The organism is Nocardia sp. No.11 (genome assembly GCF_038752175.1).
Classification (GTDB): domain Bacteria; phylum Actinomycetota; class Actinomycetes; order Mycobacteriales; family Mycobacteriaceae; genus Nocardia; species Nocardia canadensis.
Window position 1 is genome coordinate 1 of the sequence record NZ_JBCGFB010000088.1, and the last position, 26,203, is coordinate 26,203.

The 26,203-nt window shown below is 69.7% G+C and carries 26 protein-coding genes and 2 pseudogenes; 22 read left to right on the top strand and 6 right to left on the bottom strand.

Annotated elements, in window-relative coordinates; all coding sequences use genetic code 11:
• The 6 genes from V8688_RS22655 to V8688_RS22680 all read left to right on the top strand — a co-directional run.
• A partial coding sequence (locus V8688_RS22655; RefSeq protein ID WP_342801642.1) for an FAD-dependent oxidoreductase occupies positions 1–561 on the top strand: 561 nt, incomplete at its 5' end.
• Positions 558–773, top strand: a complete 216-nt coding sequence (gene thiS, locus V8688_RS22660; RefSeq protein ID WP_218722167.1) for a sulfur carrier protein ThiS — start codon at positions 558–560, stop codon at positions 771–773. The genes V8688_RS22655 and thiS, both read left to right, overlap by 4 nt.
• Positions 766–1,527, top strand: a complete 762-nt coding sequence (locus V8688_RS22665) for a thiazole synthase (RefSeq protein WP_342801643.1) — start codon at positions 766–768, stop codon at positions 1,525–1,527. The genes thiS and V8688_RS22665 overlap by 8 nt, the downstream gene beginning before the upstream one ends.
• Before the next feature lie 93 nt (positions 1,528–1,620).
• Positions 1,621–2,553: an ATP-binding cassette domain-containing protein gene (locus V8688_RS22670; RefSeq protein WP_218722163.1), complete on the top strand. Its 933-nt coding sequence runs from the start codon at positions 1,621–1,623 to the stop codon at positions 2,551–2,553.
• Positions 2,553–3,311, top strand: coding sequence for an ABC transporter permease (locus V8688_RS22675; protein WP_218722162.1), 759 nt, complete (start codon positions 2,553–2,555; stop codon positions 3,309–3,311). Before V8688_RS22670 ends, V8688_RS22675 begins: the two co-directional genes overlap by 1 nt.
• A 273-nt stretch (positions 3,312–3,584) precedes the next feature.
• Positions 3,585–4,352 carry an adenylate/guanylate cyclase domain-containing protein gene (locus V8688_RS22680; RefSeq protein ID WP_342801652.1) on the top strand — a complete coding sequence of 256 codons (768 nt, stop codon included), beginning with the start codon at positions 3,585–3,587 and terminating at the stop codon, positions 4,350–4,352.
• A gap of 103 nt (positions 4,353–4,455) precedes the next feature.
• Here the strand turns inward: V8688_RS22680 and V8688_RS22685 are convergent, their stop codons facing one another.
• On the bottom strand, positions 4,456–4,599 hold the full coding sequence (locus V8688_RS22685; protein ID WP_342801644.1) for a hypothetical protein: 144 nt from the start codon (positions 4,597–4,599) through the stop codon (positions 4,456–4,458).
• 85 nt (positions 4,600–4,684) lie between these two features.
• On the opposite strand from V8688_RS22685, the gene V8688_RS22690 reads away from it, so the two are divergent.
• The 9 genes and pseudogenes from V8688_RS22690 to V8688_RS22730 all read left to right on the top strand — a co-directional run bounded on the left by V8688_RS22690 (position 4,685) and on the right by V8688_RS22730 (position 14,349).
• A complete protein-coding gene (locus V8688_RS22690; protein WP_218722161.1) occupies positions 4,685–6,400 on the top strand; it encodes an acyclic terpene utilization AtuA family protein in 1,716 nt (571 codons plus the stop codon).
• 73 nt (positions 6,401–6,473) lie between these two features.
• Positions 6,474–7,625: an acyl-CoA dehydrogenase family protein gene (locus V8688_RS22695; RefSeq protein ID WP_218722160.1), complete on the top strand. Its 1,152-nt coding sequence runs from the start codon at positions 6,474–6,476 to the stop codon at positions 7,623–7,625.
• Positions 7,622–9,220 (top strand): carboxyl transferase domain-containing protein, encoded by a 1,599-nt coding sequence (locus tag V8688_RS22700; RefSeq protein ID WP_218722159.1) that lies wholly within the window; start codon positions 7,622–7,624, stop codon positions 9,218–9,220. The genes V8688_RS22695 and V8688_RS22700 overlap by 4 nt, the downstream gene beginning before the upstream one ends.
• A gap of 50 nt (positions 9,221–9,270) precedes the next feature.
• Positions 9,271–11,343, top strand: a complete 2,073-nt coding sequence (locus V8688_RS22705) for a biotin carboxylase N-terminal domain-containing protein (protein WP_342801645.1) — start codon at positions 9,271–9,273, stop codon at positions 11,341–11,343.
• The gene (locus tag V8688_RS22710) at positions 11,340–12,500 is read left to right on the top strand and encodes an acyl-CoA dehydrogenase family protein (RefSeq protein WP_316576305.1); all 1,161 of its coding nucleotides are present in this window, start codon (positions 11,340–11,342) and stop codon (positions 12,498–12,500) included. Before V8688_RS22705 ends, V8688_RS22710 begins: the two co-directional genes overlap by 4 nt.
• A 106-nt stretch (positions 12,501–12,606) precedes the next feature.
• A pseudogene (locus V8688_RS22715) lies at positions 12,607–12,711 on the top strand (enoyl-CoA hydratase); the annotation flags it as partial.
• A 119-nt stretch (positions 12,712–12,830) separates the two neighbouring features.
• Positions 12,831–12,925, top strand: a pseudogene (locus V8688_RS22720) (enoyl-CoA hydratase); the annotation flags it as partial.
• A 28-nt stretch (positions 12,926–12,953) separates the two neighbouring features.
• The gene (locus V8688_RS22725) at positions 12,954–13,736 is read left to right on the top strand and encodes an enoyl-CoA hydratase family protein (protein WP_218722156.1); all 783 of its coding nucleotides are present in this window, start codon (positions 12,954–12,956) and stop codon (positions 13,734–13,736) included.
• A 4-nt stretch (positions 13,737–13,740) separates the two neighbouring features.
• Positions 13,741–14,349 carry a TetR/AcrR family transcriptional regulator gene (locus tag V8688_RS22730; RefSeq protein ID WP_218722155.1) on the top strand — a complete coding sequence of 203 codons (609 nt, stop codon included), beginning with the start codon at positions 13,741–13,743 and terminating at the stop codon, positions 14,347–14,349.
• 313 nt (positions 14,350–14,662) lie between these two features.
• Here V8688_RS22730 and V8688_RS22735 read toward each other — a convergent pair whose 3' ends face one another.
• Positions 14,663–16,720 (bottom strand): glycosyltransferase family 39 protein, encoded by a 2,058-nt coding sequence (locus V8688_RS22735; RefSeq protein WP_342801646.1) that lies wholly within the window; start codon positions 16,718–16,720, stop codon positions 14,663–14,665.
• A complete protein-coding gene (locus tag V8688_RS22740) occupies positions 16,717–18,000 on the bottom strand; it encodes a bifunctional glycosyltransferase family 2/GtrA family protein (RefSeq protein WP_316576302.1) in 1,284 nt (427 codons plus the stop codon). Before V8688_RS22740 ends, V8688_RS22735 begins: the two co-directional genes overlap by 4 nt.
• 136 nt (positions 18,001–18,136) lie before the next feature.
• Here V8688_RS22740 and V8688_RS22745 point away from each other — a divergent pair, with 136 nt between their 5' ends.
• Entirely contained in the window at positions 18,137–18,643 is a 507-nt protein-coding gene (locus tag V8688_RS22745) for a DUF6790 family protein (protein ID WP_342801647.1), read from the top strand.
• Positions 18,644–18,650: 7 nt separating this feature from the next.
• Here V8688_RS22745 and V8688_RS22750 read toward each other — a convergent pair whose 3' ends face one another.
• Positions 18,651–19,277, bottom strand: a complete 627-nt coding sequence (locus V8688_RS22750) for a class I SAM-dependent methyltransferase (RefSeq protein WP_218722151.1) — start codon at positions 19,275–19,277, stop codon at positions 18,651–18,653.
• Between the two features lie 139 nt (positions 19,278–19,416).
• On the opposite strand from V8688_RS22750, the gene V8688_RS22755 reads away from it, so the two are divergent.
• Entirely contained in the window at positions 19,417–20,139 is a 723-nt protein-coding gene (locus tag V8688_RS22755; protein ID WP_218722150.1) for a TetR/AcrR family transcriptional regulator, read from the top strand.
• Positions 20,140–20,254: 115 nt separating this feature from the next.
• Here V8688_RS22755 and thiD read toward each other — a convergent pair whose 3' ends face one another.
• Positions 20,255–21,103: a bifunctional hydroxymethylpyrimidine kinase/phosphomethylpyrimidine kinase gene (gene thiD / locus V8688_RS22760; RefSeq protein ID WP_342801648.1), complete on the bottom strand. Its 849-nt coding sequence runs from the start codon at positions 21,101–21,103 to the stop codon at positions 20,255–20,257.
• A gap of 77 nt (positions 21,104–21,180) precedes the next feature.
• On the opposite strand from thiD, the gene V8688_RS22765 reads away from it, so the two are divergent.
• Positions 21,181–22,329 (top strand): GTP-binding protein, encoded by a 1,149-nt coding sequence (locus tag V8688_RS22765; RefSeq protein ID WP_342801649.1) that lies wholly within the window; start codon positions 21,181–21,183, stop codon positions 22,327–22,329.
• 104 nt (positions 22,330–22,433) lie between these two features.
• On the opposite strand, the gene V8688_RS22770 is transcribed toward V8688_RS22765, so the two are convergent.
• Positions 22,434–23,579: an epoxide hydrolase gene (locus V8688_RS22770; RefSeq protein WP_218722147.1), complete on the bottom strand. Its 1,146-nt coding sequence runs from the start codon at positions 23,577–23,579 to the stop codon at positions 22,434–22,436.
• An 88-nt stretch (positions 23,580–23,667) separates the two neighbouring features.
• Between V8688_RS22770 and V8688_RS22775 the strand changes: the two genes are divergently transcribed.
• From V8688_RS22775 to V8688_RS22790, 4 genes are all read left to right on the top strand, one after another.
• On the top strand, positions 23,668–24,315 hold the full coding sequence (locus tag V8688_RS22775; RefSeq protein ID WP_316576298.1) for a TetR/AcrR family transcriptional regulator: 648 nt from the start codon (positions 23,668–23,670) through the stop codon (positions 24,313–24,315).
• Positions 24,316–24,399: 84 nt separating this feature from the next.
• On the top strand, positions 24,400–24,822 hold the full coding sequence (locus tag V8688_RS22780) for a VOC family protein (RefSeq protein ID WP_342801650.1): 423 nt from the start codon (positions 24,400–24,402) through the stop codon (positions 24,820–24,822).
• A gap of 45 nt (positions 24,823–24,867) precedes the next feature.
• Complete coding sequence (locus V8688_RS22785) at positions 24,868–25,674, top strand: ABC transporter permease (RefSeq protein ID WP_316576297.1); 807 nt, start codon at positions 24,868–24,870, stop codon at positions 25,672–25,674.
• Between the two features lie 97 nt (positions 25,675–25,771).
• Positions 25,772–26,203, top strand: a 432-nt coding sequence (locus V8688_RS22790; protein WP_342801651.1) for an ATP-binding cassette domain-containing protein, incomplete at its 3' end; no start/stop codon positions are given.

The following is a 26,203-nucleotide window of genomic DNA, read 5'->3' on the forward strand; positions in this document are numbered from 1 at the left end:
ACCGCGCTCGCCGAGCTGCCGCACGACCGCGTGGTTCTCGCGGCGGGCGCGCGCTCCGCCGACCTGTGGCCGGGGCTGCCGGTGCGCCCGGTCAAGGGCGAGATCCTGCGCCTGCGGCAGCGGCCCGGCGTGAGTCCGGCGCCGAGCCGGGTGATCCGGGCCAGGGTGCACGGCCGGCAGGTGTACCTGGTGCCGCGCGCGGACGGAATCGTCGTCGGCGCAACACAATACGAGGCGGGCTTCGACACCGCGGTCACCGTCGGTGGGGTGCGCGACCTGATCGCCGACGCCGAGGCGATCCTGCCCGGCATCGCGGAATACGAACTGGCCGAAGCGAACGCGGGCTCGCGGCCCGGCACCCCCGACAACCTGCCGCTGCTCGGCGCGCTCGACGACCGCGTCGTCGCCGCCACCGGCCACGGCCGCAACGGCATGCTCACCCTCGCGCTCACCGCGACCCTCGTTCCCGGGCTGCTCGACGACGAGTCGCCCGCGATCGCGGAAATCGCATCACCGCAACGCTTTCCGGCGCTGCAGCTGTCCCCAGGAGGAGTTCGATGACCTCGACCATCCCGATCGGCGTCACCGTCAACGGTGTCGACCACGAGTTCCCCGAGCCGCTCAGCATCCGCGAATTGCTGACCAGGCTCGCCTTGCCGTGTCAGGGCGTGGCACTGGCCGTCGACGGCGCGGTGTTCCCGAAGTCGCGCTGGGACGAGCCGGTCGGCCGCGGCTGGACCATCGAGGTGCTGACGGCGGTGCAGGGTGGCTGAGCCCGCACCGCTGCGCATCGCGGACAAGGAGTTCGGCTCGCGCCTGATCATGGGCACCGGCGGCGCCGAGAACCTGGCCGTCCTGGAAGAGGCCCTGATCGCCTCCGGCACCGAGCTCACCACCGTCGCCATGCGCCGGGTCGACGCCGCGGGCGGCACCGGCGTGCTCGACCTGCTCAAGCGCCTCGACATCACCCTGCTGCCCAATACCGCGGGCTGTCGCACCGCCGCCGAGGCCGTGCTCACCGCGCAGCTGGCGCGCGAGGCGCTGGAGACGAACTGGGTCAAGCTCGAGGTCGTCGCCGACGAGCGCACCCTGCTGCCCGACCCGTTCGAGCTGCTCGACGCCGCCGAACAGCTGGTCGACGCCGGTTTCGTCGTCCTGCCCTACACCAACGACGACCCGGTGCTGGCTCGCAGGCTCGAGGACGCGGGCTGCGCCGCGGTGATGCCCCTAGGCAGCCCCATCGGCACCGGCCTCGGCATCGGCAACCCGCACAACATCGAGATGATCGTGGCCGCCGCGGGCGTGCCCGTCATCCTCGACGCGGGCATCGGCACCGCCAGCGACGCCGCCCTGGCCATGGAACTCGGCTGCTCGGCCGTCCTCCTGGCCACCGCCGTCACCCGAGCCCGCGACCCCGAACTGATGGCCTCGGCCATGGCCGCCGCCGTCCGCGCCGGGCACCTCGCCCGCCACGCAGGCCGCATCCCCAAACGCTTCTGGGCCCAGGCCTCCTCCCCAGCCCGGTAGTCCCCTCTCAGGGTTGGGGTCATCCTCGAGGATGACCCGACTCGCGACCTCACGGCGACGCGCTCGCCGTCTTCGTGCGGCAAGCTGGGGCGCATGATCGAGCTGAAGGGCCTGACGAAGCAATTCGGCCAGACCGTCGCGGTGCAGGACCTCTCGTTCACCGTCCATCCCGGACAGGTGACGGGGTTCCTCGGACCCAACGGTGCCGGTAAATCGACGACCATGCGGATGATCCTCGGCCTGGACCGGCCGACCTCGGGCACCGCCCTGATCGGCGGCAAGCGCTACGAGGATCTGGAGCGGCCGCTGACCCAGGTCGGCGCGCTGCTCGATGCCAAGTGGGTGCATCCGAACCGCTCGGCGCGCGCGCACCTGGAGTGGCTGGCCGCGTCCAACGACCTCCCGAAGTCGCGGGTCGAGGAGGTGCTGCGGCTGGTCGGCCTGTCCGAGGTGGCGGGCAAGAACGCGGGCGGGTTCTCGCTGGGCATGTCCCAGCGGCTCGGCCTGGCGGGCGCGCTGCTCGGCGATCCGAAGGTGCTGCTGTTCGACGAGCCGGTCAACGGCCTCGACCCGGAGGGCATCCTCTGGATCCGCCGCTTCATGCAGCGCCTGGCCGCCGAGGGCCGCACCGTGCTGGTGTCGAGCCATCTGCTCTCGGAGATGGCCCAGACCGCTGAGCACCTGATCGTCATCGGCCGTGGTCAGCTCATCGCCGACACCACCACCAAGGACTTCATCGACCGCGCCTCCGAGCAGTCGGTGCGGGTCCGCAGCCCGCAGCTGGATCAGCTGCGCAGCCTGCTCACCTCGCACGGCATGACCGTGCGGGAAGAGGGCGACGCCGCGCTGATCGTGGCCGGGGTGACCAGCGACGAGGTCGGCAAGGTGGCGGGCACCAACAACGTCACGCTCTACGAGCTGGCGCCGCAGCAGGCGTCGCTCGAGGAGGCGTTCATGCGGATGACCGGCGGCGCCGTGGAGTACCACGGCGCGGGCCTCGACCAGGTGATGGGAGGTGCGCTCTGATGGGCGTGCTCGCTGCGGAACGAATCAAGCTCACCTCGACCCGGTCGCCCTGGTGGTGCTCGGCGATCGTGGTTCTCCTCGGCATCGGCCTGGCCGCGCTGATCGCGCTGGTCACCAAGGCCGAGAACACCCAGGCGGGGGAGGTGCCGACGCTGCTCACCCCGAGCGTGGTGGTCTCCGGTGTCTCCGGCTTCGGCGTGATGGTGCTGATGATCATGGCCGCCCTGACGGTCACCAGTGAGTACCGCTTCGGCGTCATCCGCGCCAGCTTCCTGGCGGTGCCGAACCGCTCGAAGGTGGTGCTGTCCAAGGCGGGCCTGGTCGGCGTGTACGCGGCGGTGCTGACCGGCGTGCTCGCGCTGATCGCCTTCGTGGTGGCCAAGCTGTTCGTCGGTGACGAGGCGCCGGAACTGGTGCTCGACGGAAACTGGCGGGCCATCTACGGCATTCCGATCTACGCTTTCCTGTGTGTGGTCCTGGCCATCGGCGTCGGTGTGCTGGTGCGTCAGTCCGCCGCCGCGATCTCGCTGATCGTGCTGTGGTCCCTGCTGCTGGAGGGTCTGCTCGGCGCGTTCGGTAGCTTCGGTCGTACCGTCAAGCCGTTCCTGCCGTTCCAGAACGCCAACCGTTTCCTGACCGTCGAGGACGTCTCGGGCAACTGGCACTGGGGTGTGTGGGGCAGCCTGATCTACTTCGCCGTCTTCGTGGCGATCGTGTTCGCCGGCGCCTTGGTGATGATCAATCGCCGAGACGCCTGACAGACCGTCCCGGGCTGCCCTCGCAGATGCCCGGGACCGCCCCCGGCGTCCGCTGCCCGGACGCCGGGGGCTTTTTCGTCCGGTGGGGCAGCGGGGTGGACCAGGTACGATCTGGGCGTGAGTGAAACGCCTTCTGGCGGGGTGGATCCGCGGCGGCGTGACGCTGCCGCGGAGGTGGTGATCCCGTTGGAGCCCATCGAGAGTGCGCGGCCCGAGCTGTCGGACACCGACGATGCCCGACCGGGTCGGCGGCGCGTCCAGTTCTCGTCGAAATTGCAGGCGGCGAATCGGCGGGCCGATGTGATCGGTGCCGTGCGCAAGGCTCGGCAGCAGCTGCCCGGTGACCCGGCGTTCGGCGACCCGCTCTCGGTCTCCGGTCCCGGTGGCGCCCGCGCGGTGGCCAGGGCTGCGGACAAGATCGTCGGCGGCACCCCCAGCGCGGCCAGGGAGATCGGATTCGGCGCGCTCCAGGTGTGGCAGGCCGCGCTCGAGCGGATCGGCCGCGGTCGGGGCACCGAGGAGGTGACCATCGTGTTCACCGACCTGGTGGCGTTCTCCAGCTGGTCGCTGTCCGCGGGCGACGAGCGCACCCTGGAACTGCTGCGCAAGGTCGCCAAGGCTATCGAGCCGCCGATCGCCGAGCGGGGCGGTCAGGTGGTCAAACGCATGGGTGACGGCCTGATGGCGGTCTTCTCCTCGCCTGATCGCGCGGTCCGCGCCGCTGTCGCCGCCCGCCGCAATCTGGCGACCGTCGAGGTCGACGGCTACAAGCCGCGCATGCGGGTCGGCCTGCACACCGGTTCCCCCCGTGAGATCGGCGGCGACTGGCTCGGCGTCGACGTCAATATCGCCGCCCGCATGATGGAGGCCGGTGGCAACGGCAACACGATGCTGTCCAGCACCACCCTCGCCGCCCTGCGCCCGGAGACCCTCGCCGAGCTCGGCGCGACGGTCAAGCCCTACAAACGCAACTTCTGGGCGGCCCCGCTCAACGGCGTCCCCGAGGACGTCCGGATCTTCAAGCTCAGCGTCCCCAGCTGAGCCCCGGATTCACCCGCGCTGCTGTTGCCGCTGGTAGCCACGCCAGGCCTGCTGAGTGGGCGTCGCGACGGGCTTGCTCGCGGCTTCCGAAATGCTGGGGTGGCTATTGCAGCCAGAGAGCCGCGCCGACGGCGGCCAGCACCGCGGCGGCGATCAGGGCGATCGACAGCGCGCGGTTGTTCTTCCAGGTCGTGTAGGCGCCGCCGAGCAGGAAGCCGGCCAGGGCCAAGAGAAGGACCGATGACATGGTCTCCATCTTGCCTGGTGGATTGCCCGCAATTAACAAGCACGCATGCTTGCTTTTTTTCTGAACCGATGTGATCCTGGGGTTCATGAGTGCACTCTCGGCGGACCCGGACCTGATCCGGATCGGAAACTGCTCCGGGTTCTACGGCGACCGGCTCAGCGCGATGCGCGAGATGCTGGAAGGCGGCGACCTCGACGTGCTGACCGGCGACTACCTCGCCGAGCTCACCATGCTCATCCTGGGCCGTGACCGCATGAAGGACCCCAGCCTGGGCTACGCCAAGACGTTCGTGAAGCAGATCGAGGACTGCCTGGCCCTCGCGCTGGCGAAGAACGTCCAGATCGTCACCAACGCCGGCGGCCTCAACCCGGCCGGGCTGGCCGAACGGCTGCGCAAGGTCGCCGCCGACCTGGGCCTGGACGCCAAGATCGCCCACGTCGAGGGTGACGACCTGATCGGCCGCGCCGCCGACCTCGGCCTCGGTCAGCCGCTGACGGCCAACGCCTACCTCGGCGCGTGGGGCATCGTCGAGTGCCTGAACTCCGGCGCCGACATCGTCGTCACCGGCCGGGTCACCGACGCCTCGGTCATCGTCGGTCCCGCCGCCGCCCACTTCGGCTGGAGCCGCACCGACTACGACGCCCTCGCCGGCGCGGTGGTGGCCGGGCATGTGATCGAGTGCAGCACCCAGGCCACCGGCGGCAACTTCGCCTTCTTCACCGAACTCGGCGACTTCGGCCGCCCCGGCTTCCCGATCGCCGAGATCCGCCGGGACGGCTCCAGCGTCATCACCAAGCACGACGGCACCGGCGGCGCGGTCACCGTCGACACCGTCGAAGCCCAGCTCATGTACGAGATCCAGAGCGTGCGCTACGCGGGCCCCGACGTCACCACCCGCCTCGACAGCATCGAGCTCAGCCAGCAGGGCAAGGACCGGGTGCTGATCAGCGGCGTGACCGGCGAAGCCCCGCCGCCGCAGCTCAAGGTCTCGCTGAACACCCTCGGCGGCTTCCGCAACGAGATGGAGTTCATCCTCACCGGCCTGGAGATCGAGGCCAAAGCCGCACTGGCGCAACGACAGCTGGAGGCCTGGCTGCCCGCCAGGCCCGCCGAGCTGACCTGGACCCTGGCCCGGCTCGACCGCCCCGACGCCGACACCGAGGAACAGGCCAGCGCGCTGCTGCGCTGCGTGGTGCGTGACCCCGACCCGAACAAGGTCGGTCGCGGATTCTCCAATGTCGCCGTGGAATTGGCGCTGGCCAGCTACCCGGGCGCGACCTTCACGACCCTGCCGGGCAACGGTTCGCCCTACGGCGTCTTCACGCCGGGCTTCGTCGACGCGCACGAGGTGCCGCACACCGCGGTCCTGGCCGATGGCACTCGCGTCGCCATCGAGCCCGCCGCCGAAACCGCTGTGCTGGAACCGGTCGCCGAGCCCGAACTGCCCGCGCCCCCGCCGCCGTCGGAGACCAGCCGCGTCCCGCTCGGCACCATCGCGCTGGCCCGCAGCGGCGACAAGGGCGGCGACGCCAATATCGGCGTCTGGGTGCGCACCGACGAGCAGTGGCGCTGGCTGGTGCACACGCTCACCGTCGAGAAGCTCCAGGAACTGCTGCCCGAGACGGCCGAGCTGACCGTCACCCGGCACGTGCTGGCGAACCTGCGGGCCGTCAACTTCATCATTTCCGGTCTGCTCGGCAAGGGCGTCGCCTACCAGGCGCGTTTCGACCCGCAGGCCAAGGGGCTCGGCGAATGGCTGCGCTCCCGCCACATCGATATGCCGACGGAGCTGCTCGCGTGATCGGTCAGCGCCCGGAGGCGGCAGCGGAGCGTAACCACGGAGGGCGCCCGATCATGCGACAGGAGACAGCAGCATGACGACAATTTGGGACACGCCGGAACGAAAAGAACTGCGCGCCACCGTGCGCGGGTTCGTCGAGCGGGAGATCCTGCCCGACCTCGACACCTGGGAACGCGAGGGCGCGCTGCCGCGCGAGCTGCACAAGAAGGCCGGTGAGCTCGGCCTGCTCGGCATCGAGTACCCGGAATCGGCGGGCGGCGAGGGCGGCAGCATCGTCGACTCGATGATCGTCGGCGAGGAGATCCATCTCGCCGGTGCCTCCGGCGGGCTGTGGGCGTCGCTGTTCACCTGCGGAATCGCGTTGCCGCACATCATCGCGTCCGGTAATCAGGACCAGATCGACCGCTGGGCCGTGCCGACGCTGCGCGGTGACCTGATCGGTTCGCTGGCCATCACCGAACCCGGCGGCGGCTCCGACGTCGGCCACCTCACCACCGCGGCGGTGCGCGACGGCGACGACTTCATCATCAACGGCGCCAAGACCTTCATCACCTCGGGCACGCGGGCGGACTTCGTGGTCACCGCGGTCCGCACCGGCGGCGCGGGCGCGGCGGGCGTCTCGCTGATCATCGTGCCGACCGATACGCCGGGCTTCACCGTCAGCCGCAAGCTGGAGAAGATGGGCTGGCTGGCCTCCGACACCGCCGAGCTGTCCTACGTGGACGTGCGGGTGCCCGCCGCGAACCTGGTCGGCGGCGAGAACACCGGCTTCGCGCAGATCGCCAACGCGTTCGTCAGCGAGCGGGTCGGCCTCGCGGTGCAGGCGTACTCGCTGGCCCAGCGCGCCCTGGACCTGACCGTGCAGTGGTGCCGGGACCGGGAGACCTTCGGCCGCCCGCTGATCAGCCGCCAGAAGGTGCAGATGACGCTGACCGAGATGGCCCAGCGGGTCGACGTGTCGCGCACCTACACCCGGGCCCTGGTCGAGCGCTTCGTCGCCGGGGACACCAACCAGATCGCCCAGGTCTGCTTCGCCAAGAACAATGCCGTCGAGACCGCCGAATGGGTCGCCAACCAGGCGGTCCAGCTGCACGGCGGTATGGGCTACATGCGCGAGTCCGAGGTGGAGCGCATCTACCGCGATGTGCGCATCATCGGCATCGGCGGTGGCACCAACGAGATCCTGACCATGCTGGCGTCGAAAGTATTGGGGTACCAGTCGTGACGACCTTCCGTTCCGCCGTCGACACCGCGTCGCCGGAGTACACCGCCGCCGCCGAGGCGATGGCCACCAAGCTCGCCGAGGTCGAGGCCGAGTTCGCCAAGGCGATCGCCGGTGGCGGCCCCGACAAGGTGGCCCGGCATCACAAGCGCGGCAAGCTCACCGCCCGCGAGCGCATCGAGCTGCTGCTCGACGAGGACTCGCCGTTCCTGGAGCTGTGCCCGCTGGCCGCGTGGGGCAGCGACTTCCATGTCGGCGCGTCGACGATCGCCGGCATCGGCATCGTCGAGGGCGTCGAGTGCATGATCGTCGCGCCCGACCCGACCGTGCGCGGTGGCACCTCCAACCCGTGGACGCTGCGGAAGACCCTGCGCATCAACGAGATCGTCAAGCAGAACCGTCTGCCGGTGATCTCGCTGGTCGAGTCCGGCGGCGCCGACCTGCCGACGCAGAAAGAGGTCTTCATTCCGGGTGGCGCGATGTTCCGCGACCTCACCCAGGCGTCCGCCGCCGGAATCCCCACCATCTCCCTGGTTTTCGGCAACTCGACCGCCGGTGGCGCCTACATCCCCGGCATGTCCGACTACGTGGTGATGGTCAAGGAAGGCGCGAAGGTCTTCCTGGCGGGCCCGCCGCTGGTGAAGATGGCCACCGGTGAGGACTCCGACGACGAGACCCTCGGCGGCGCCGAGATGCACGCCCGCACCTCGGGTCTGGCCGACTATATGGCCGCCGACGAGCAGGACGCGATCCGGATCGGCCGCAACATCGTGCGCAGGCTGAACTGGAAGAAGCAGGGCCCCGAGCCGCGCGCCGAGGTCATCTCGCCGCTCTACGATCCCGAGGAACTGCTCGGCATCGTGCCCTCGGACCTGAAGATCCCGTTCGATCCGCGTGAGGTGATCGCCCGCGTCGTCGACGGTTCCGACTTCGACGAGTTCAAGCCGCTCTACGGTTCCAGCCTGGTCACCGGCTGGGCCGAGATCAACGGCTACCCGATCGGCATCCTGGCCAACGCGCGCGGCGTGCTGTTCTCCGAGGAATCGCAGAAGGCCACCCAGTTCATCCAGCTGGCGAACAAGAAGAACACGCCACTGTTGTTCCTGCACAACACCACCGGCTACATGGTCGGCAAGGACTACGAGCACGGCGGCATCATCAAGCACGGCGCGATGATGATCAACGCGGTCGCCAACTCGACGGTCCCGCACATCTCGCTGTTGATCGGCGCCTCCTACGGCGCGGGGCACTACGGCATGTGTGGTCGGGCGTTCAACCCGCGCTTCCTGTTCGCCTGGCCGAGCGCGAAGTCCGCCGTGATGGGCGGCGCGCAGCTGGGCGGCGTGCTCACCATCGTGCAGCGCGGCGCGGCCGAGGCCAAGGGTCTGCCGTTCGACGAGGAGGCCGCCGCCGGGCTGGCCGCCATGGTCGAGGCGCAGATCGAGGCCGAGGCGATGCCGATGTTCCTGTCGGGCAGGCTCTTCGACGACGGCATCATCGACCCCCGCGATACCCGCACCGTGCTGGGGATGGCCCTGTCGGCCATCCACACAGCTCCGATCCAGGGCGCCGAGGGCTTCGGCGTCTTCCGAATGTGAGGCGCGACATGACAACAGCATCGCGAAGCGATTCCGTGAGCGGCGGTCGGGTGACGGGTGGGGCCATCACGAACGTCCTCGTCGCCAACCGTGGTGAGATCGCGCGCCGCGTGTTCGCCACCTGCCGCCGGATGGGCATCGGGACCACCGCGGTGTACTCCGACGCCGACGCCGCGGCCCCGCACGTGGCCGAGGCCGACGCGGCCATCCGGCTGCCCGGCAACACTCCCGCCGAGACCTACCTGCGCGGTGAGCTGATCATCGAGGCCGCGCTCTCCGCCGGTGCCGACGCCATCCACCCCGGCTACGGATTCCTCTCCGAGAACGCCGAATTCGCGCGGTCGGTGCTGGACGCGGGCCTGGTCTGGATCGGTCCGCCGGTCGCGGCGATCGAGCAGATGGGCTCCAAGGTCGAGTCGAAGAAGATGATGGACGCCGCCGGCGTGCCCGTCCTCGCCGAGCTCGATCCCGCCGAGGTCACCGAGGCGCACCTGCCGGTGCTGATCAAGGCGTCCGCCGGTGGTGGCGGTCGCGGAATGCGCGTGGTGCGCGAGCTGGGTGAACTGAAGGACCAGATCGCCGCCGCGCAGCGCGAGGCCGAGTCGGCCTTCGGCGATCCGACCGTGTTCTGCGAGCGCTACCTCGAAACCGGCCGCCATATCGAAGTCCAGGTCATGTCCGACACCTTCGGCACGACCTGGGCGGTGGGCGAGCGGGAATGCTCGATCCAGCGACGGCACCAGAAGGTCGTCGAGGAGGCGCCCTCGCCGCTGGTCGAGAAGATCGACGCGCTGCGAGCTCCGGGGCCGGAGGCGGTAGCGGAGCGTGCCGCCGCGAGCAGCGCGGATGGGCAGAGCATGCGTGAGCGGCTCTTCGAAGCGGCCCGGCTGGCCGCCGAGGCGATCGGCTACGAGGGCGCGGGCACTGTCGAATTCCTCGCCGACGAGAAGGGCGAGTTCTTCTTCCTGGAGATGAACACCCGCCTCCAGGTGGAGCATCCGGTCACCGAGCAGACCACCGGCCTGGACCTGGTCCGCCTGCAGTTGCAGGTCGCGTCCGGGCTGCCGCTGCCCGCGACCCAGCCCGCCCAGCGCGGCCACTCGATCGAGGTCCGGCTCTACGCCGAGGACCCCGCGCAGGACTGGCAGCCGCAGAGCGGACCGGTGCACAAGATCGAGATCCCGTTCACGGCCGGAGAGTTCACCGTTCTCGAGCAGGCGGGCGTGCGGCTCGACACCGGTGTCGTCGACGGCTCGGTCGTCGGCGTGCACTACGACCCGATGCTGGCCAAGGTCATCTCCTACGCCGAGACCCGCGCCGAGGCAGCGCATCTGCTGGCGACCGCCTTGCAGCGCGCCAAGATCCACGGTCTGGTGACCAACCGCGACCTGCTCGTGCGGGTGCTGCGGCACCCCGCGTTCCTGGCCGGTGACACCGATACCGCGTTCTTCGCGACCCACGATCTGGCCGCGCTGTCCGCGCCGCTGGTGTCCGAGGCCGACGAGGCGCTGTCGATCGTGGCCGCCGCCCTCGCCGACGCGGCGCTGGCGCACACCACGAACCGGTTCGCCAAGCTCGCCCCGAGTGGCTGGCGCAACTTGGCCTCGCAGCCGCAGCGCAAGTCCTACGAGAGCCGCACCAGCGGCACGCACGAGGTGCGGTACCGGTTCACCAGGGCCGGTGGCATCGAGGTCGACGGCCACGACGGCCTCGAACTGATCTCGGTGGCGCCCGAACGGGTGGTGCTGGCGGTGCCGGGTGAGCGCGGCCCGGTCCGCCGCCAGTTCGAGATCGCCCGCTACGGCGACCTCGTCGCGGTCGACTCGCCGCTCGGCCCGGTCGCCGTGCGTCGGCTGCCTCGCTTCACCGACCCGTCGGAGCAGGTCGCGGCCGGTTCGCTGCTCGCGCCCATGCCCGGCAGCGTGATCCGCCTCGGCGCCGCCCAGGGCGACCTGGTGACGCAGGGTCAGCCCATCCTGTGGCTGGAGGCCATGAAGATGGAGCACACCATCGTCGCGCCGGCCACCGGCGTCCTCAGCGCACTGAACGTGACCGTCGGCCAGCAGGTCGAGGTCGGAACCGTCCTCGCCGTCGTCGAGGAAGAAGAGCAGGAGCAGGCATGAGCTTCCACGAAACCGAAGAGCAGAAGGCGCTGCGCGCGGCGGTCGCGTCGCTGGCGGCCAAGTACAACTACCGCGACTACGTGCTGCCGCTCTCGCGCAAGAACGAGCCGCTCACCGAACTGTGGGACGAGGCGGGCAAGCTCGGCTTCCTCGGCGTGAACCTGCCCGAGGAGTACGGCGGCGGTGGCGCGGGCATGTACGAGCTGGCGCTGGTGCAGGAAGAGCTCTCGGCCCAGGGCGCCGGCCTGCTGCTGATGGTGGTCTCCCCGGCCATCTGCGGCACCATCATCACCAAGTACGGCACCGACGCCCAGAAGCAGACCTGGCTGCCCAAGCTGTCCGACGGCTCGGCCAAGATGGTCTTCGCGATCACCGAGCCCGACGCGGGCTCCAACTCGCACCAGATCACCACCACCGCCCGCCGCGACGGCAGCGACTGGATCCTCAACGGCCGCAAGATCTTCATCTCCGGTGTCGATCAGGCCGAGGCCATCCTGGTGGTCTCGCGCACCGAGGACCACAAGACCGGCAAGCTCAAGCCCGCGCTGTTCATCGTCCCGGTCGACGCGCCCGGCCTGGTGAAGAACGTCCAGGAGATGGACGTCATCGAGCCGGATCACCAGTACACCCTGTTCTTCGACGACGTGCGCCTGCCCGCCGACGCCCTCGTCGGCTCCGAGGACGCCGCCATCGCCCAGCTGTTCGCCGGCCTGAACCCCGAGCGCATCATGGGCTCGGCGATGGCGATCGGCCTGGGCCGCTACGCCATCGATCGCGCGGTGGAGTACGCCAAGGAGCGCACCGTCTGGAAGACGCCGATCGGCGCGCACCAGGGCATCTCGCATCCGCTCGCGCAGATCAAGATCGAGCTGGAACTGGCCAAGCTGATGATGCAGAAGGCCGCGACCCTCTACGACGCGGGCGACGAGTTCGGCGCCGCCGAGGCCGCGAACATGGCCAAGTACGCGGCCGCCGAGGCCAGCATCAAGGCACTGGACCAGGCGATCCAGACCCACGGCGGGTCGGGTCTGACCAAGGAGGTCGGGCTGTCGGCGATGCTGCAGGCGGCGCGCATCATGCGCATCGCCCCGGTCAGCCGGGAGATGATCCTGAACTTCGTGGCCCAGCACTCCCTCGGTCTGCCGCGGTCGTATTAGTTGGAGCGCTGGCGCGCTCGAGTCGCGGCCTTTGGGGGTCGCGGGTGCGGGGCTGGGAGAGCGGTCAGAGTTGAGTTCGATCTAGTGAAAGGTTGAGGTGGGTTCGATGAGTGATCCTGAGGGCGCGCCCTTTGTCCGGTACGAGGTCGTCGATGGGTTCGCCACGCTGACGTTCGATTCCCCGCACAATCGCAATGCGCTCTCATCGAAGNACCGGCGACCCGGCCGCGACCGGCCACTGCGTGGCCGCCGCTCCTCGGGGTCGCGGGTGCGGGGCTGGGAGAGCGGTCAGAGTTGAGTTCGATCTAGTGAAAGGTTGAGGTGGGTTCGATGAGTGATCCTGAGGGCGCGCCCTTTGTCCGGTACGAGGTCGTCGATGGGTTCGCCACGCTGACGTTCGATTCCCCGCACAATCGCAATGCGCTNATCTAGTGAAAGGTTGAGGTGGGTTCGATGAGTGATCCTGAGGGCGCGCCCTTTGTCCGGTACGAGGTCGTCGATGGGTTCGCCACGCTGACGTTCGATTCCCCGCACAATCGCAATGCGCTCTCATCGAAGCTGGTGCGCGAGCTACTGGCCGGATTGGACGCGGCGAACGCCGATCCCGTCGTGCGCGGCATCGTGCTGGCGCACACGGGCGACACCTTCTGCGCGGGCGCGGACCTGAAGGAGGCGAGTACCGCCGATCCGGCGACCGCGGCCGATCAGCGCACGCGGGTGATGATCGATGTGCTGCGGGGCATCCTGGCCTCGCCCAAGCCGGTCGTCGCCCAGATCGACGGCAATGTGCGCGCCGGCGGCATGGGCATCATCGGTGCCTGCGATCTCGTCGTCGCCGGGCCCAGCAGCAGTTTCGCGCTCACCGAGGTGCGGATCGGGATGGCGCCGTTCATGATCTCGCTCACCCTGGTGCCGCGGATGGACCAGCGCTCGGCGAGCCGCTACTTCCTGACCGGCGAGAAGTTCGACGCCGCGACGGCACAGCGGATCGGGCTGGTGACCATCGCGGCCGCCGATGCCGCCGCCGAGGTCAAACGCCTGTGTGGCGAGCTGCGCAAGGGTTCGCCGCAGGGGCTGGCCGAGTCCAAGAAGCTGGTCAATTCGACCCTGCTCGCGCGCTTCGACGCCGAGGCCGAGGAGCTCGCACAGCGCTCGGCCGGGTTCTTCGGCACCCCCGAGGTGATCGAGGGCATGACCGCCTTCTTCCAGAAGCGCCCGCCCAGCTGGGCACAATAGTCCGATGGCGACACCCCACGAACCCAAGCAGGACCGCAGCCGGGCCACCCGGCAGCGGCTGCTCGAGGCGACCATCGACTGCCTGGCCGAGACCGGCTGGGCGGCCGCCACCGTGTCGGTGGTCGCCGAACGGGCCGGGGTGTCGCGCGGGGCCGCCCAGCATCATTTCCCCACCAGGGAAGACCTGATCACGGGCGCGCTCGAGTACATGTTCGACACCAGGATGGATCAGTCGGCCGCCGAGGCCGCCGCCATCAGCGAGGTCGCCGAGGGCGTCGGCCGCACCCGCGCCGTCGTCTCGGGCCTGGTCGAGTCCTACACCTCGCCGCTGTTCAAGGCGGCCTTGCAGGTGTGGACGCACGCCGCCGCCGATCCCGCGCTGCGCGAACGCATCGTCCCGCTCGAGGCCCGGTTCGGCCGGATCGCGCACCGGCGCGCGGTCGAAGCACTCGGCGTCGACGACTCCGATCCGGTCAACCATCACCTCGTCCAGGCGACCCTCGACCTGGCTCGTGGGCTCGGCCTGGCCGACGTCCTCACCGACGACTCGGCGCGCCGCAAACTCATCGTCGACCAGTGGGCGGCGACCTTGCATTCGGCGCTGAACACCTAGGTATAACCCTGGTGACCTGCGCAGTTCCGAGTGTCGGCCATCTCGGCCAGACCATGGTGGATGTGCTGACCGAGCGCGGCCACGAGGTGGTCGCGTTCTCATCGCGTGAAGCGCAGTGCCGCAGGGCAAACGACGACCGATCCCTGCCGGTGGTCGGTGGGGCTGATCGGGTCCGCGTGAGCCGCACCGGGTGCGAACGCTGCGTCGAGCGGGTGAGCCTTGGGGGTCTTCACGTCGAGGCCGGGTCTGTCGGACCGGGGTGATCCGACCGAGCCCGGCCCCGAGTGTTCTTGCGGGCGTTCGGCCCTGCCGACTACTTCGGTTGGGTGAGGTCGTACAGCGTCACGCCGTCGACGGTGGTCGCGGTGTAGTTCGCCGTCACCCAGGCGGTGATCGCCGAGCTGGTCGACTCGCTGTTTCCGCCGGGGCCGCCCCGGCCGCCCGCCACGAAGTAGTGGATCTTGCCCTCGGCCACATAGGTTGTGAACTGGTCGAGGGTGGGGGAGGGGTCGCTGCCGTTGAAGCCGCCGATCGGCATCACCGGCAGCTCGGTGGCCAGCTGGTATCCGGCGGCGCTGTTGGAACCGACCGTCGCCGCGACCCAGGTGTAGTTCTCTCCGTCGCGCTCGAGCAGGCTGACGATCCGATCACTCGGTCGCGAGCCACCGAGCAGACCGCCGGCCCCACCCGGCTGGGCCGCACCACCATCCGACTGCGAACCGCCACCCTGGGCAGCACCTGACGGAATACCGCCGCCCTGAGCGCCGCCCGATGGCATCCCGCCCTGAGCATCGGCACCACCCGACGAGTTCGCCCCATCCGCGCCCGGCATCGCGCCCATCCGAGCATCACCGCCAGGCCACATCCCTGGCCCACCCCGACCTCCGAACCCGTGCATCCCACCGGCGTTCGGCCCGGCCGACGGAATCGCGCCGGAGTGCGCGGTCGCGAGGGTATCGATGGAGTAGGCGACGGGCCCGGCGAGCCCGACGAAAGCGGCGGCGATCGCGGCGATCACCGCCTGTCTGCGGGCCAGCGGGAAGGCGGCCGCGATGGTCGCGAGCACACCGACCACGAGGATCGTCCAGCGCAGCCACGGCTGGAAGGACGCGCTGCGCGACAACAACACCCACGCGGTGGCGGTGGTGAGGCCGATGGCGAGCGCACCGGTGAGGCGCACCCACAGCCGATCCCGCGCACCCCACAGCTGTGTCGCGCCGATGCCGATCAGCGCGGCGACGGCGGGCGCGAGGGCCACCGTGTAGTACTGGTGGAAGATGCCCGCCATGAAGCTGAACACCAGGCCGGTCACGAGCAGCCAACCGCCCCACAGGATCAGCGCGGCCCGGCGTCGATCGGTGCGCGGCGATCGTCCGCACAGGACGAGTCCGGCGACCAGGGCCACCAGTGCGCCGGGGATCAGCCAGGCGATCTGGCCGCCCTGCGCGGGCTCGAACAGCCGGGTGATCCCGGTGCTGCCCCACATGCCGTTGCCGCCGGCGGGCAGTTCGCCGCCGGGGCCGACACTGCCGCGCTCGTTGCCGTTCAGTCGGCCGAGCCCGTTGTAGCCCAGCGTCAGCTCGATGATCGAATTCTCGTGCGACCCACCGATCCACGGCCGCTGATCGGCGGGCCACAGCTCCACTGTCAGCAGCCACCAGCCCGCCGCGACCACCATCGCGGCGCCCGCCGCGAACAGCTGCGCGATCCGCTTGCCCAGCTTCGGCGGGCCCGCGAACAGGTAGGTCAGCGCCAGCGCGGGCACGACGAGCAGTACCTGTAACTGCTTGGCCAGGAACCCGAAACCGATCAGCCCGCCGGTGAGCAGCAGCCACCGCCAGCGCCCGTCGGCGACGGCGCGGGTCATCGCCCAGGCGGCCGCCGTCATCAACAGCACCAGCAGGGCGTCGGGGTTGTTGAACCGGAACATCAATACCGCGACGGGCGTCACCGCGAGCACCGCGCCCGCGATCAATCCCGCTGCGGGACCGAAGGATCGGCGCACTGTCGCCCACAGCAACGCGACCGTCGCGACGCCGAGCAGCACCTGCGGTACGAGCATGCTCCAGCTGTTGAGCCCGAACAGCCGCACCGACAGCTCCATCACCCACAGGGAGGCGGGCGGCTTGTCCACGGTGATCGAGTTGGCCGCGTCGGAGGAGCCGAAGAAGAACGCCTCCCACGATCGCGAACCCGCTTGCACCGCAGCGGCATAGAAGTCGTTGGCCCAGCCGTTGGCGCTGAGGTTGATGAGGTAGGCGAGGGCGGTGCCGAGCAGCAGAACCGCCAAGGCCGGCAGTTCCCAGCGCTTTCGGCGCGGCGCGGTGTCGGTGATCGCGGCGGGCGACGGCGGGGCGATGGTGGCGGTCATCGGCGCGCCTCCACCGTGTCCGTCGCGGCGCGCAGGACGACATCGGGCCCTGGGTCCGCCACCGCGCGGTCGGAGCCGGCATGCCGGAACACCCAGCGCAGTCCGACGAACCGGGCCAGTGTCGCCACGAGATTGGCGAAGACCAGCACGCCGAGCTCCACCACGACGGGGGCGTCGGGCGCCCAGCGATGCAGTGCGAACAGCGAGCCACTGGTGATCGCCAGCCCGAAACCGAAGATCGCCAGACCCTGGAACTGATGGGTCATCGCGTCACCGCGTCCACGCACACCGAAGGTGAAGGCGCGGTTGGCCGCGGTATTGCCCACCGCGGTGATCAGCAGCGACACCAGATTGGCGCCCTGCCCGCCGAGCAGCGGTTGCAGCAGCAGATACAGCACGATGTAGGCCAGCGTCGAGGTCACGCCGACGATCGCGAAACGCACCAGCTGCCCGATCATTCCGAGCGGCACGCCCGCCACCAGCGGCTCGCGGCCGACGGCGGCGCGCAGCTCGTCCAGCGGGAGCGCGCCGGTGGCCAGTGCCCTGGTCAGCCGCCAGATACCGCGCAGGTCTTTGCGGGCGGTGTCGACGATGTCGACCCGGCTGTCGGGATCGTCGATCCAGTCGACGGGCACCTCGTGGATGCGCAGCCCGGCGCGCTCGGCCAGGACGAGCAGTTCGGTGTCGAAGAACCATTCCCCGTCCCGCACCAGCGGGAGCAGTTCACGGGCGACATCGGTGCGCACCGCTTTGAACCCGCACTGCGCGTCGGAGAAGTGGGCCCGCAGTGTGGTTTTCAGCAGCAGGTTGTAGCAGCGGGAGATGATCTCGCGCTTGGGGCCGCGCACCACCCGCGACGACGCGTCGAGCCGGGTGCCGATCGCCAGGTCGGAATGGCCGGACACCAGGGGCGCGACCAGCGGCAGCAGCGCGTTCAGATCGGTCGACAGGTCGACGTCCATATAGGCGACCACCGCCGCGTCCGATCCCGCCCACGCCGCGCGCAGCGCCCGGCCCCGGCCCTTGGCGTCCAGGTGCAGCACCTGGACACCGTCGAGCTCGTCGGCCAGCAGCCGCGCCACCTCGAGGGTGGCGTCGGTGCTGGCGTTGTCGGCGATCGTGATCCGGGCGGTGAACGGGAATCCGTCCCGTAGGTAGGCATGCAGCCTGCGTACGCACAGGCCCAAGTCGGTTTCTTCGTTGTAGACGGGGATCACCACGTCGAGCACCGGCGCGCGGCTGCTCTGCGTGGGCTGTGGCTCGGCCTCGGTCTGGGTCATGCCACCCACCCTCGACGGCGGCGCTGCCACCCAGCTGGGACCGAGCTGGGAGGTTGCTGGGGATCCGCGAGGGTACACTGGAAAAGCTCGTCTACCTGCTCGAACAGTGCTCGACTCGAGGCATGGAGGCGCTCGGATGCCTACCGTCATCGCGGTACTCGTCGCCCTCGTCGGCGGGTTCGTACAGAGCCGGCGTCAGCCCGGTCGACCCGCGGCCGACATCCACATGGTCTGGTGGATGGTGGCCGTCGTCGGGGTCGCCTCGGTTCTCGGCGCCGCCGCCCACATCTTCGACGGCGCCCAAGTCGCCGAGCAGATCGGCTACACGCGGGGCGACGGCGGCTTCCAATGGGAGAACGCGATGGGCGACCTGGCCATCGGCGTGGTCGGCATCATGGCCTACTGGTACCGCGGCCACTTCTGGTTGTGCGCGATCGTCGTCCTGACCATCCAGTACTGGGGCGACGCGGCCGGGCACGTCTACTTCTGGGTGGCCGAGGACAACACCATGCCGTACAACATCGGGATCCCGCTGTGGACCGACATCCTCCTGCCGATCGTCATGTGGGCGCTCTATGTGCTGTCGCGACGAAGCAACGGCGACGCGGTGCCGAAAGCCGAAGCGGGTACCCGGGGCGGCTGACCCTCCGCTAGCCGCGGCGCACGCGCAGCACGCTGTCGGCCCGTTCGCCCTCGACGCCGTCGGGGCTCGTCGACGGGCTGGTGAGCAGGCCCGCGGTCGCCACCTGCCACTCGGGGCCGAGGTCGAGCTGGGCGAGCATCTGCTCGATCGTCGGGAAGGAGACGTCGTGCGGCGGGGTGGTGACCCAGGTCGGCCAGTGCGCGTGGCTGCCGATCACCAGCACGCCACCGGGGGCGACGGCGGCCGCGGCCTTGCGCAGGATCGTCGCGCGCTCGTCGGGGCGTTCCACCGGTGAGTGCAGGAACTGCGCCGAGACCAGGTCGAAGGTGCCCGCCGGGAAGCTCGTCTGCAAGTCGTGGCGCTCCCACGTGATCCGCACGCCCGCGTCGGCCGCGTGCCGGGCACCCCGCTCCATCGCCGTGGCGGAGACGTCGACGGCGGTGACCTGCCAGCCCTGCTTCGCCAGCCAGATGGCGTCGCCGCCCTCGCCGCATCCGAGGTCGAGCGCGGTGCCCGGCGTCAGCCCGGCGACCTCGCTGACCAGGGTCTTGTTGGCGTTGCCGGTCCAGATCTGGTCTCTTTCGCGGTAGAAGTCCTCCCAGAACTGTTCGGCGGTCGGCGCGGTCTCGGTCATCGGGGCTCCTGTCGGTCGGCGGACGCGTAGACGATTCGATGGTGCGGGCACCGGGCGAAAACCCGCAAGAAAGATTGCCGGTCCGGCAAAAGTCGCCCCGCGCAGCACCCGGGCCGACCGCGCCAATAAGCTGCTGACCGTGACGCGCGGTTACCGGAAGGCAGACGAGCCGGTCCGTCGTGTCGATGCGCGGACCGAGCGGTGGCGCGAACATCGCGTGCAGGTCCGGATCGAATTCGTCGACGCCGCGTTCCGCGCGCTGGATCGGGTCGGCCCCGATGTCAGCATGGGCGATATCGCCAAGGAAGCCGGTGCGGCCAAGCCGAAGCTGTACCGCCATTTCGAGGACAAGACCGATCTCTACAACGCGATCGTGGACCGGGTCCGCGACATGCTGTGGGAACGGGTGCTCAGTGGGGTGAACCTCACCGACGATTCCGTCGCCGACCTGGTGCGTCGCGCGGCCGCCGAATACGTGGCCGTCGTCTCCGAGCACCCGAACGTCTTCCGGTTCATGCTGCACAGCCATTTCAGCCAGCAGGCCAAGGAAACGGAACGGGCGCTGGTCGCGGCCAGGCAATCGGCGCGGCGGGCCGCGGAATTCTTCGCCGGTCTGCTGCCCACCGAATCGATCGACGTGGCCGGGATCGAATTGGTGAACTATTCGATTTTCGGCGCGGTGGCCTCGGCCACGGACTGGTGGCTCGGCGCGAATCAGCGCGAGGTCTCGGCGATGCCGGTGGAACGATTCGTCGATTATCTGGCCGAGAGCATCTCGGCGCTCGCCACGGCGCACGCACGGTTCAACGGAGTCAGGATCGACCCGTCGCAGCCGTTGCGCGACGCGTTCGTCGTCGGCTGAAAGTCGTCGCGCCCGAGGCGAACTCCGTTGTTCTCGCCGGCTGCGTCGTTGGAACCGGTGGTGGGTGCGATGGATTCAGTATGAACCTGCCCACCGACAAGTTCGCGACGCCACGCTAGACATCGGTGCGCAGTCGCCACAGCGGGGAAACCGGCCCGTGGCCCGCGCCGAGGTCGTAGGAGGCGGCCAGGCAGCGATAGGTCCACTCCTTGGCGAAGGCGACGGCGTCGGGCACCGAGTAGCCGTTGGCGAGCGCGCTGGCGATGGCCGCGGCGAGGGTGTCGCCGCCGCCGTGATCGTTGCCGGTGGCGATGCGCGGCGCGGTGAACTCCCGGAAGGTGTCGCCGTCGTAGAGCAGGTCGGTGCTGTATTCCGAGGAGCGCAGGTGCCCGCCCTTGACGATCGACCACTGCGCGCCCAGCGCGTGCAGCGCCTCGGCGGCCGTGCGGGCGGTGGCGTCGTCGGCCACCTCGATGCCGGTGATCAGGCGGACCTCGTCGAGATTCGGCGTGACGACCGTGGCCAGCGGGATGAGGGTGTTGCGCACCGCGTCGAGCGCCTCCGCGTGCAGCAGCGGGTCGCCGTGCATCGAGGCCGCGACCGGGTCGACCACCAGCGGCACGTCGGCGTCGCGCCCGATGCCGACCTCGCGGCACACGTCCGCGACGGCCTCGATGATCGCGGTGGAGGCGAGCATGCCGGTCTTGGCCGCGCCGACGCCGATATCGCGGACGACCACCCGAACCTGATCGGCCACGATCTGCGGCGGGATCTCGTGAAATCCGCTGACGCCCACCGTGTTCTGCACGGTCACCGCCGCCACCGCCACGCACGCGTGCACTCCGCACAGCGCCATCGTCCGGGAATCGGCCTGGATGCCGGCGCCGCCGCCGGAGTCGGTGCCCGCGATGGTGAGCGCGCGAACGGGGGTCTGGCCATCGGGGGTCAGCGGCAACATCTTCACCCTCCAACCCTACGACCGGCGCCCGGTTCGCCGGACCCCGCCCGCAAACAGCAAATGAAAACCATTATCATTAACTCGTGACCAACTCCGCCCCCCTCGCGCACCTGCCCGTCACCGTCCTGTCCGGCTTCCTCGGCGCGGGCAAGACCACGCTGCTCAACCACATCCTCGCCAATCGGGAGGGCCGCCGGGTGGCGGTCATCGTCAACGACATGAGCGAGGTCAACATCGATGCCGCGCTCGTCGCGGGCCAGGGACATCTCGACCGGACCGAGGAGAAACTGGTCGAGCTCACCAACGGCTGCATCTGCTGCACGCTGCGCGAGGACCTGATCGAGGCCGTGGCCCGGCTCGCCCGCGACGGCCGGTTCGACCAGCTGGTGATCGAGTCCACCGGCATCTCCGAACCGATGCCGGTGGCCGCGACCTTCGACTGGGAGTTCGAGGACGGGTTCCGCCTCGGCGACCTCGCGCGTCTGGACACCATGGTGACCGTGGTCGACGCGTCGACCTTCCTGGCCGAGCTGGTCAAGGGGCAGGCGCTGGCCGAGCGCGAACTCGAAGCGGGCGAGGGGGACACCCGCACGATCGCGGATCTGCTGGTCGATCAGGTGGAATTCGCCGACGTCCTGCTGATCAACAAGACCGACCTGGTGAGCGCGAACGCCGCGGCCACCGTCGAGGCGACCGTCCGCAGGCTCAACCCGAGGGCGCACGTGCTGCGCACCGAGAAGGGGGTGGTCGGGCTGGACGAGGTGCTCGCCACCGGCCGCTACAACCCGGTGGTGGCCGCCGAGGCCGAGGGCTGGGCCGAGGAGCTGGCCGGCGGCCACACCCCCGAGACCGAGGAATACGGGATCAGCAGTCTCACCTACACCGCCGACCGGCCGTTCCACCCGGACCGGCTCGCCGACGCGCTGGCCGGACTGCGGGGGATGTTGCGCAGCAAGGGCTTCTGCTGGATCGCCAGTCGTCCCGAGCTGGCCGCGATCTGGTCGCAGGCCGGGCCGAACCTGACCTTCGAGCAGGGCGCGTGGTGGTCGTCGCTGGAAGTGCCCGCGGGCCAGGAGATCGTGTTCATCGGCGTGCGCCTGGACTCGGCCGCGGTCCGGCGCGCACTCGATGCCGCGCTGCTCACCGACGCGGAGTTCGCCGCGGGTCCGGCCGGGTGGGCCGGCTTCGCCGATCCCTTCCCGGCCTGGGGTGAATTGCACGAGCATCACTGATTGCGTTCTTTGGTGCGCGTATAACACTGCGCTGGTGCATGATTCGAATGGGTCGCGACCCACGCGCCGATGAGGGGAGCGTGGGCCGCGGCACCGAAGCCGAATCAGGCGAGGCCGGCGAAGAATCGGCGGATGTCGCCGACCAGCACCTCGGGCGCCTCGTGCGCGGCGTAGTGCCCGGCCGCGTCGTTCGCGCCGCCGCTGCCCGCGGCGGTGTCGTAGGAGTTCCAGCTGACGATATTGCTGTGATCACGCTCGGCGAACCGGCGGATCGACTGGAAGTCACCGGCGAACATGGCCAGCCCGGTAGGAACCGTGGTCGGCTCGGTCGGGTGCTCGGTGGCGTGGGCGTCCTCGTAGTAGAACCGCAGCGACGAGCCCGACGTGCCGGTGAGCCAGTACAGCGCGATGTTCGCCACGACGAACCGCGCGTCGATCGACTCGCCGAACAGCTGGGCGTTCCAGCCGAGCAGCCCGACCGGCGAATCGGCCAGGGCGTAGGCCAGGGTCTGCGGCTGCTGGCTGTGCAGGGTGTTGAAGGCCATCTTGTTCTCGTGGAACCACTGCAGATGCGCCAGCGCGGCCATATCAGCTTCCGACAGGCCCTCGAACTCGGCCGGGTCGCCGGACGGGAACGAGTACAGCTGGGTGACATGTACGCCGAGCACCCGCTCGGGCGCGATCCGGCCGAGCTCGGGGGAGACCATCGAGCCGCCGTCGTTGCCGATGGCGCCGTAGCGCTCGTAGCCCAGGCGCGCCATCAGTTCCGCCCAGGCGCGGGCGGTGCGGTAGCGGTTCCAGCCGGTGCTGCGGGTCGGGCCGGAGAAGCCGAAGCCGGGCAGCGACGGGATGACCAGGTGGAAGGCCGGATCCTCGGCCGATTCCGGCTCGGTGAGGGGCGCGATCACGTCGATGTACTCGAGGATCGACCCCGGCCAGCCGTGGGTGAGGATCACCGGCGTCGCGTCGGGCCGCGAGGACCGGATGTGCAGGAAGTGGATGTTCTCGCCCTCGATCTCGGTGGTGAACTGCGGGTAGGCGTTCAGCTCGGATTCCAGCGCCCGCCAGTCGAACTCCTCGAGCCAGTACTGGGCGAGAGTGCGGACGCGCTCGGCCGGGACGCCGTAGGCGTCGCCGACGCCGGGCAGCTCGTCCGGGAAGTGCGCGCCGCGCAGGCGGGCGGCGAGGTCGTCGAGCTTCGCCTGGGGCACGTCGATGCGGAAGGGGGTGATGGTGGCCGTGGCGGTCATGTCGACTCCTTGTTGTGAAACGGAATGCTTCGTTCTGTTCCAACCGTAGCAGAACGGATCATTCCGTTTCAAGTGGTAGTCTGGATTCATGCCCAAGCAGACCGAAACCGCAGCTCAGCCCCGCCTGTCGGGCCGCAAGGCGCAAGCCGCGCGCAATGACAGCCTCATCCTCGACGCCGCCCGCGCCGTGTTCCTCGACGATCCGACCGCGCCGATCGCGGCTGTCGCGGAACGCGCGGGCGTCGGCATCAGCGCCCTCTACCGGCGCTATCCGAGCAAGGAGGTGCTGCTGCGCACGCTGTGTCACGAGGGATTGCGCCGGTTCAACGCCGAAGCGGATGCGGCGCTGGAAGATCCGGACGGGTGGCGCGGATTCGTCGGCTTCCTGGAACGCGTGGTGGAGGCCGACGTGCACTCGCTGACGGTCAAGCTCGCGGGCACCTTCACTCCCGACGAGTCGATGCTGCCCGACGTCATCCACTCGGGCGAAGTGAGCGCGGAGCTGGTGCGCCGGGCTCACACGAGCGGACGACTGCGCGCCGACTTCGATCCCCAGGACGTGGGGCTGCTGCTGGAAGCGTGCGCCGCGGTCACGATGCCCGACCCGGTGCGCACCGCCCAGCTGCGGCAGCGCGTGCTGGCCCTGCTGCTCGACGGCATGACCGCCGAGGGGGACCTGCCCGGTCCACCACCCGCCGACGGTGAATACGCCTGGCGCTGGGAGCGCAGGCCGTGAACAGCCTGTTCGGCCCGCGTCTCGGCCCTGCCGGTGGCAGACTCGGCACCACCGCGTGACCGAACCACCCTCGGGAGGCACCTCGTGAACTGGACCCTGGAAGTCGTGATCGTGCCGGTCTCCGATATCGACCGGGCCAAGGACTTCTACGCGAATCGGCTCGGCTTCGTCGTCGACCACGACACCGTGATCTCCGAGGACGTGCGCATCGTGCAGCTCACCCCGCCGGGTTCGGGCTGCTCGATCGTCATCGGCAAGGGCGCGGTGCCCGAGATGCCGCCCGGTTCGCTGAAAGGCCTGCAACTGGTGGTGCCCGATATCGAGCTGGCGCACGCCGAATTGGTGGCCCGCGGCGTCGAGGTCACCGACGTGCAATCCCTCGGTCAGAACCCCAGGCCGACACCGCATCCGCTCGACAATGTCGGCTTCGTCTTCTTCAGCGATCCCGACGGCAACGGCTGGGCCGTCCAGCAGATCTCGGCCAGGGCCGAGAAATCCTCGAGCTGATTCGAACCCTGTCGGGCGACCCGTGCGGCCGGGCACCATGCACGAATGCTGTTGGCGAGCCCCACCGAGACCGACGAGCGACGGATACCCCTGTACCGCCGCTCCGGCTTCCTGCGCGCGCTCTCGCCGATCGTGCTGCTGCTGGTCTGGCAGATCGGCAGCAGCAGTGGCTGGATCCCGGCCAAGAAGCTGCCCGCGCCCTCGGTCGTCTTCGACGCGGGGCTGGAGACCTTCCAGTCGGGCCAGCTCGGGGACGCACTGCTGGTCTCCGGCCAGCGCGCGCTCTACGGCTTCGTCCTGGGCGCGGTGCTCGCGCTGGTTCTCGGCGTCCTGGCCGGACTGAGCAAGATCGGGGAGTACGCGGTCGATCCGCCGTTGCAGATGATCCGCACCATCCCGCTGTTCGGCCTGATCCCGCTGTTCATCATCTGGTTCGGCATCGGTGAGGAACCGAAGGTCTACCTGATCGCTCTCGGCGTGTTCTTCCCGCTGTACCTCAACACCTTCGCCGGCATCCGCCAGCTCGATCCCAAGCTGCTCGAGCTCGGCAGCGCCCTGCAACTGGGCCTGGCCGAGCGGCTGCGGTTGCTGATCCTCCCCGGTGCGCTGCCGCAGATCCTGGTCGGCGTGCGGCAGAGCCTCGGCATCGCCTGGCTCTCGCTGATCGTCGCCGAACAGATCAACGCCGGCGCGGGTCTGGGCTTCGTCGTCAACAACGCCCGCGAATTCCTGCGCACCGACATCGTGGTGTTCGGCCTGGTGATCTACAGCTTGCTCGGCCTCGCCACCGACTCCATCGTGCGCCTGCTCGAACGCCGCGCCCTGCGCTGGCGCCCGGCGGTCCACCGCTGATGTCCGCCCCCGCTCCCCGTGCCGATCGCCGGACCCACCCCGTCCCGGCCTTCGGCTGGCCCGCCACCCGCCGCCGCACTACCGCGAGGATCCCGTCATGACCGCTGCCGCAGTCACTCCCATCTCGGCCAAGGCCGCCGCGCGTACGCCCGCAACGCGAATCGCCGGTCTGGGTAAGAAGTTCGGCGAACGGATCGTGCTGGACGGGATCGATCTCGAGATCGGGGCTGGCGAGATCGTCGCGCTGGTCGGTCGCAGTGGGTCGGGCAAGTCCACGCTGCTGCGGATTCTCGGCGGACTCGAGACCGCCGGTCGCGGTGAGGTTTCCGTCGCCGGCAGGCCGACGATCGTGTTCCAGGAACCGCGGCTCGTTCCGTGGCAGCCGGTGGTCCGCAACGTCGCGCTGGGCAGGCCGAAGCCGCGCAATCGGCGCGCTGACGACAAGGCCGCCCGCGATCTGCTGGCCGAGGTCGGCCTGGCCGGGCGCGCGGACGCCTGGCCGCTGACCCTGTCCGGCGGCGAGGCCCAG

What these genes read in the sequence shown, in the direction of transcription:
- V8688_RS22670 (WP_218722163.1), top strand. Translation starts at nt 1,621, where the DNA reads ATGATCGAGCTGAAGGGCCTGACGAAGCAATTCGGCCAGACCGTCGCG.
- V8688_RS22770 (WP_218722147.1), bottom strand. Translation starts at nt 23,579, where the DNA reads ATGACCGCCACGGCCACCATCACCCCCTTCCGCATCGACGTGCCCCAG.
- V8688_RS22730 (WP_218722155.1), top strand. Translation starts at nt 13,741, where the DNA reads ATGGCGACACCCCACGAACCCAAGCAGGACCGCAGCCGGGCCACCCGG.
- V8688_RS22710 (WP_316576305.1), top strand. Translation starts at nt 11,340, where the DNA reads ATGAGCTTCCACGAAACCGAAGAGCAGAAGGCGCTGCGCGCGGCGGTC.
- V8688_RS22690 (WP_218722161.1), top strand. Translation starts at nt 4,685, where the DNA reads ATGAGTGCACTCTCGGCGGACCCGGACCTGATCCGGATCGGAAACTGC.
- V8688_RS22750 (WP_218722151.1), bottom strand. Translation starts at nt 19,277, where the DNA reads ATGACCGAGACCGCGCCGACCGCCGAACAGTTCTGGGAGGACTTCTAC.
- V8688_RS22785 (WP_316576297.1), top strand. Translation starts at nt 24,868, where the DNA reads ATGCTGTTGGCGAGCCCCACCGAGACCGACGAGCGACGGATACCCCTG.
- V8688_RS22685 (WP_342801644.1), bottom strand. Translation starts at nt 4,599, where the DNA reads ATGTCATCGGTCCTTCTCTTGGCCCTGGCCGGCTTCCTGCTCGGCGGC.
- V8688_RS22740 (WP_316576302.1), bottom strand. Translation starts at nt 18,000, where the DNA reads ATGACCCAGACCGAGGCCGAGCCACAGCCCACGCAGAGCAGCCGCGCG.
- V8688_RS22775 (WP_316576298.1), top strand. Translation starts at nt 23,668, where the DNA reads ATGCCCAAGCAGACCGAAACCGCAGCTCAGCCCCGCCTGTCGGGCCGC.
- V8688_RS22695 (WP_218722160.1), top strand. Translation starts at nt 6,474, where the DNA reads ATGACGACAATTTGGGACACGCCGGAACGAAAAGAACTGCGCGCCACC.
- V8688_RS22725 (WP_218722156.1), top strand. Translation starts at nt 12,954, where the DNA reads ATGAGTGATCCTGAGGGCGCGCCCTTTGTCCGGTACGAGGTCGTCGAT.
- V8688_RS22745 (WP_342801647.1), top strand. Translation starts at nt 18,137, where the DNA reads ATGCCTACCGTCATCGCGGTACTCGTCGCCCTCGTCGGCGGGTTCGTA.
- thiS (WP_218722167.1), top strand. Translation starts at nt 558, where the DNA reads ATGACCTCGACCATCCCGATCGGCGTCACCGTCAACGGTGTCGACCAC.
- V8688_RS22735 (WP_342801646.1), bottom strand. Translation starts at nt 16,720, where the DNA reads ATGACCGCCACCATCGCCCCGCCGTCGCCCGCCGCGATCACCGACACC.
- V8688_RS22675 (WP_218722162.1), top strand. Translation starts at nt 2,553, where the DNA reads ATGGGCGTGCTCGCTGCGGAACGAATCAAGCTCACCTCGACCCGGTCG.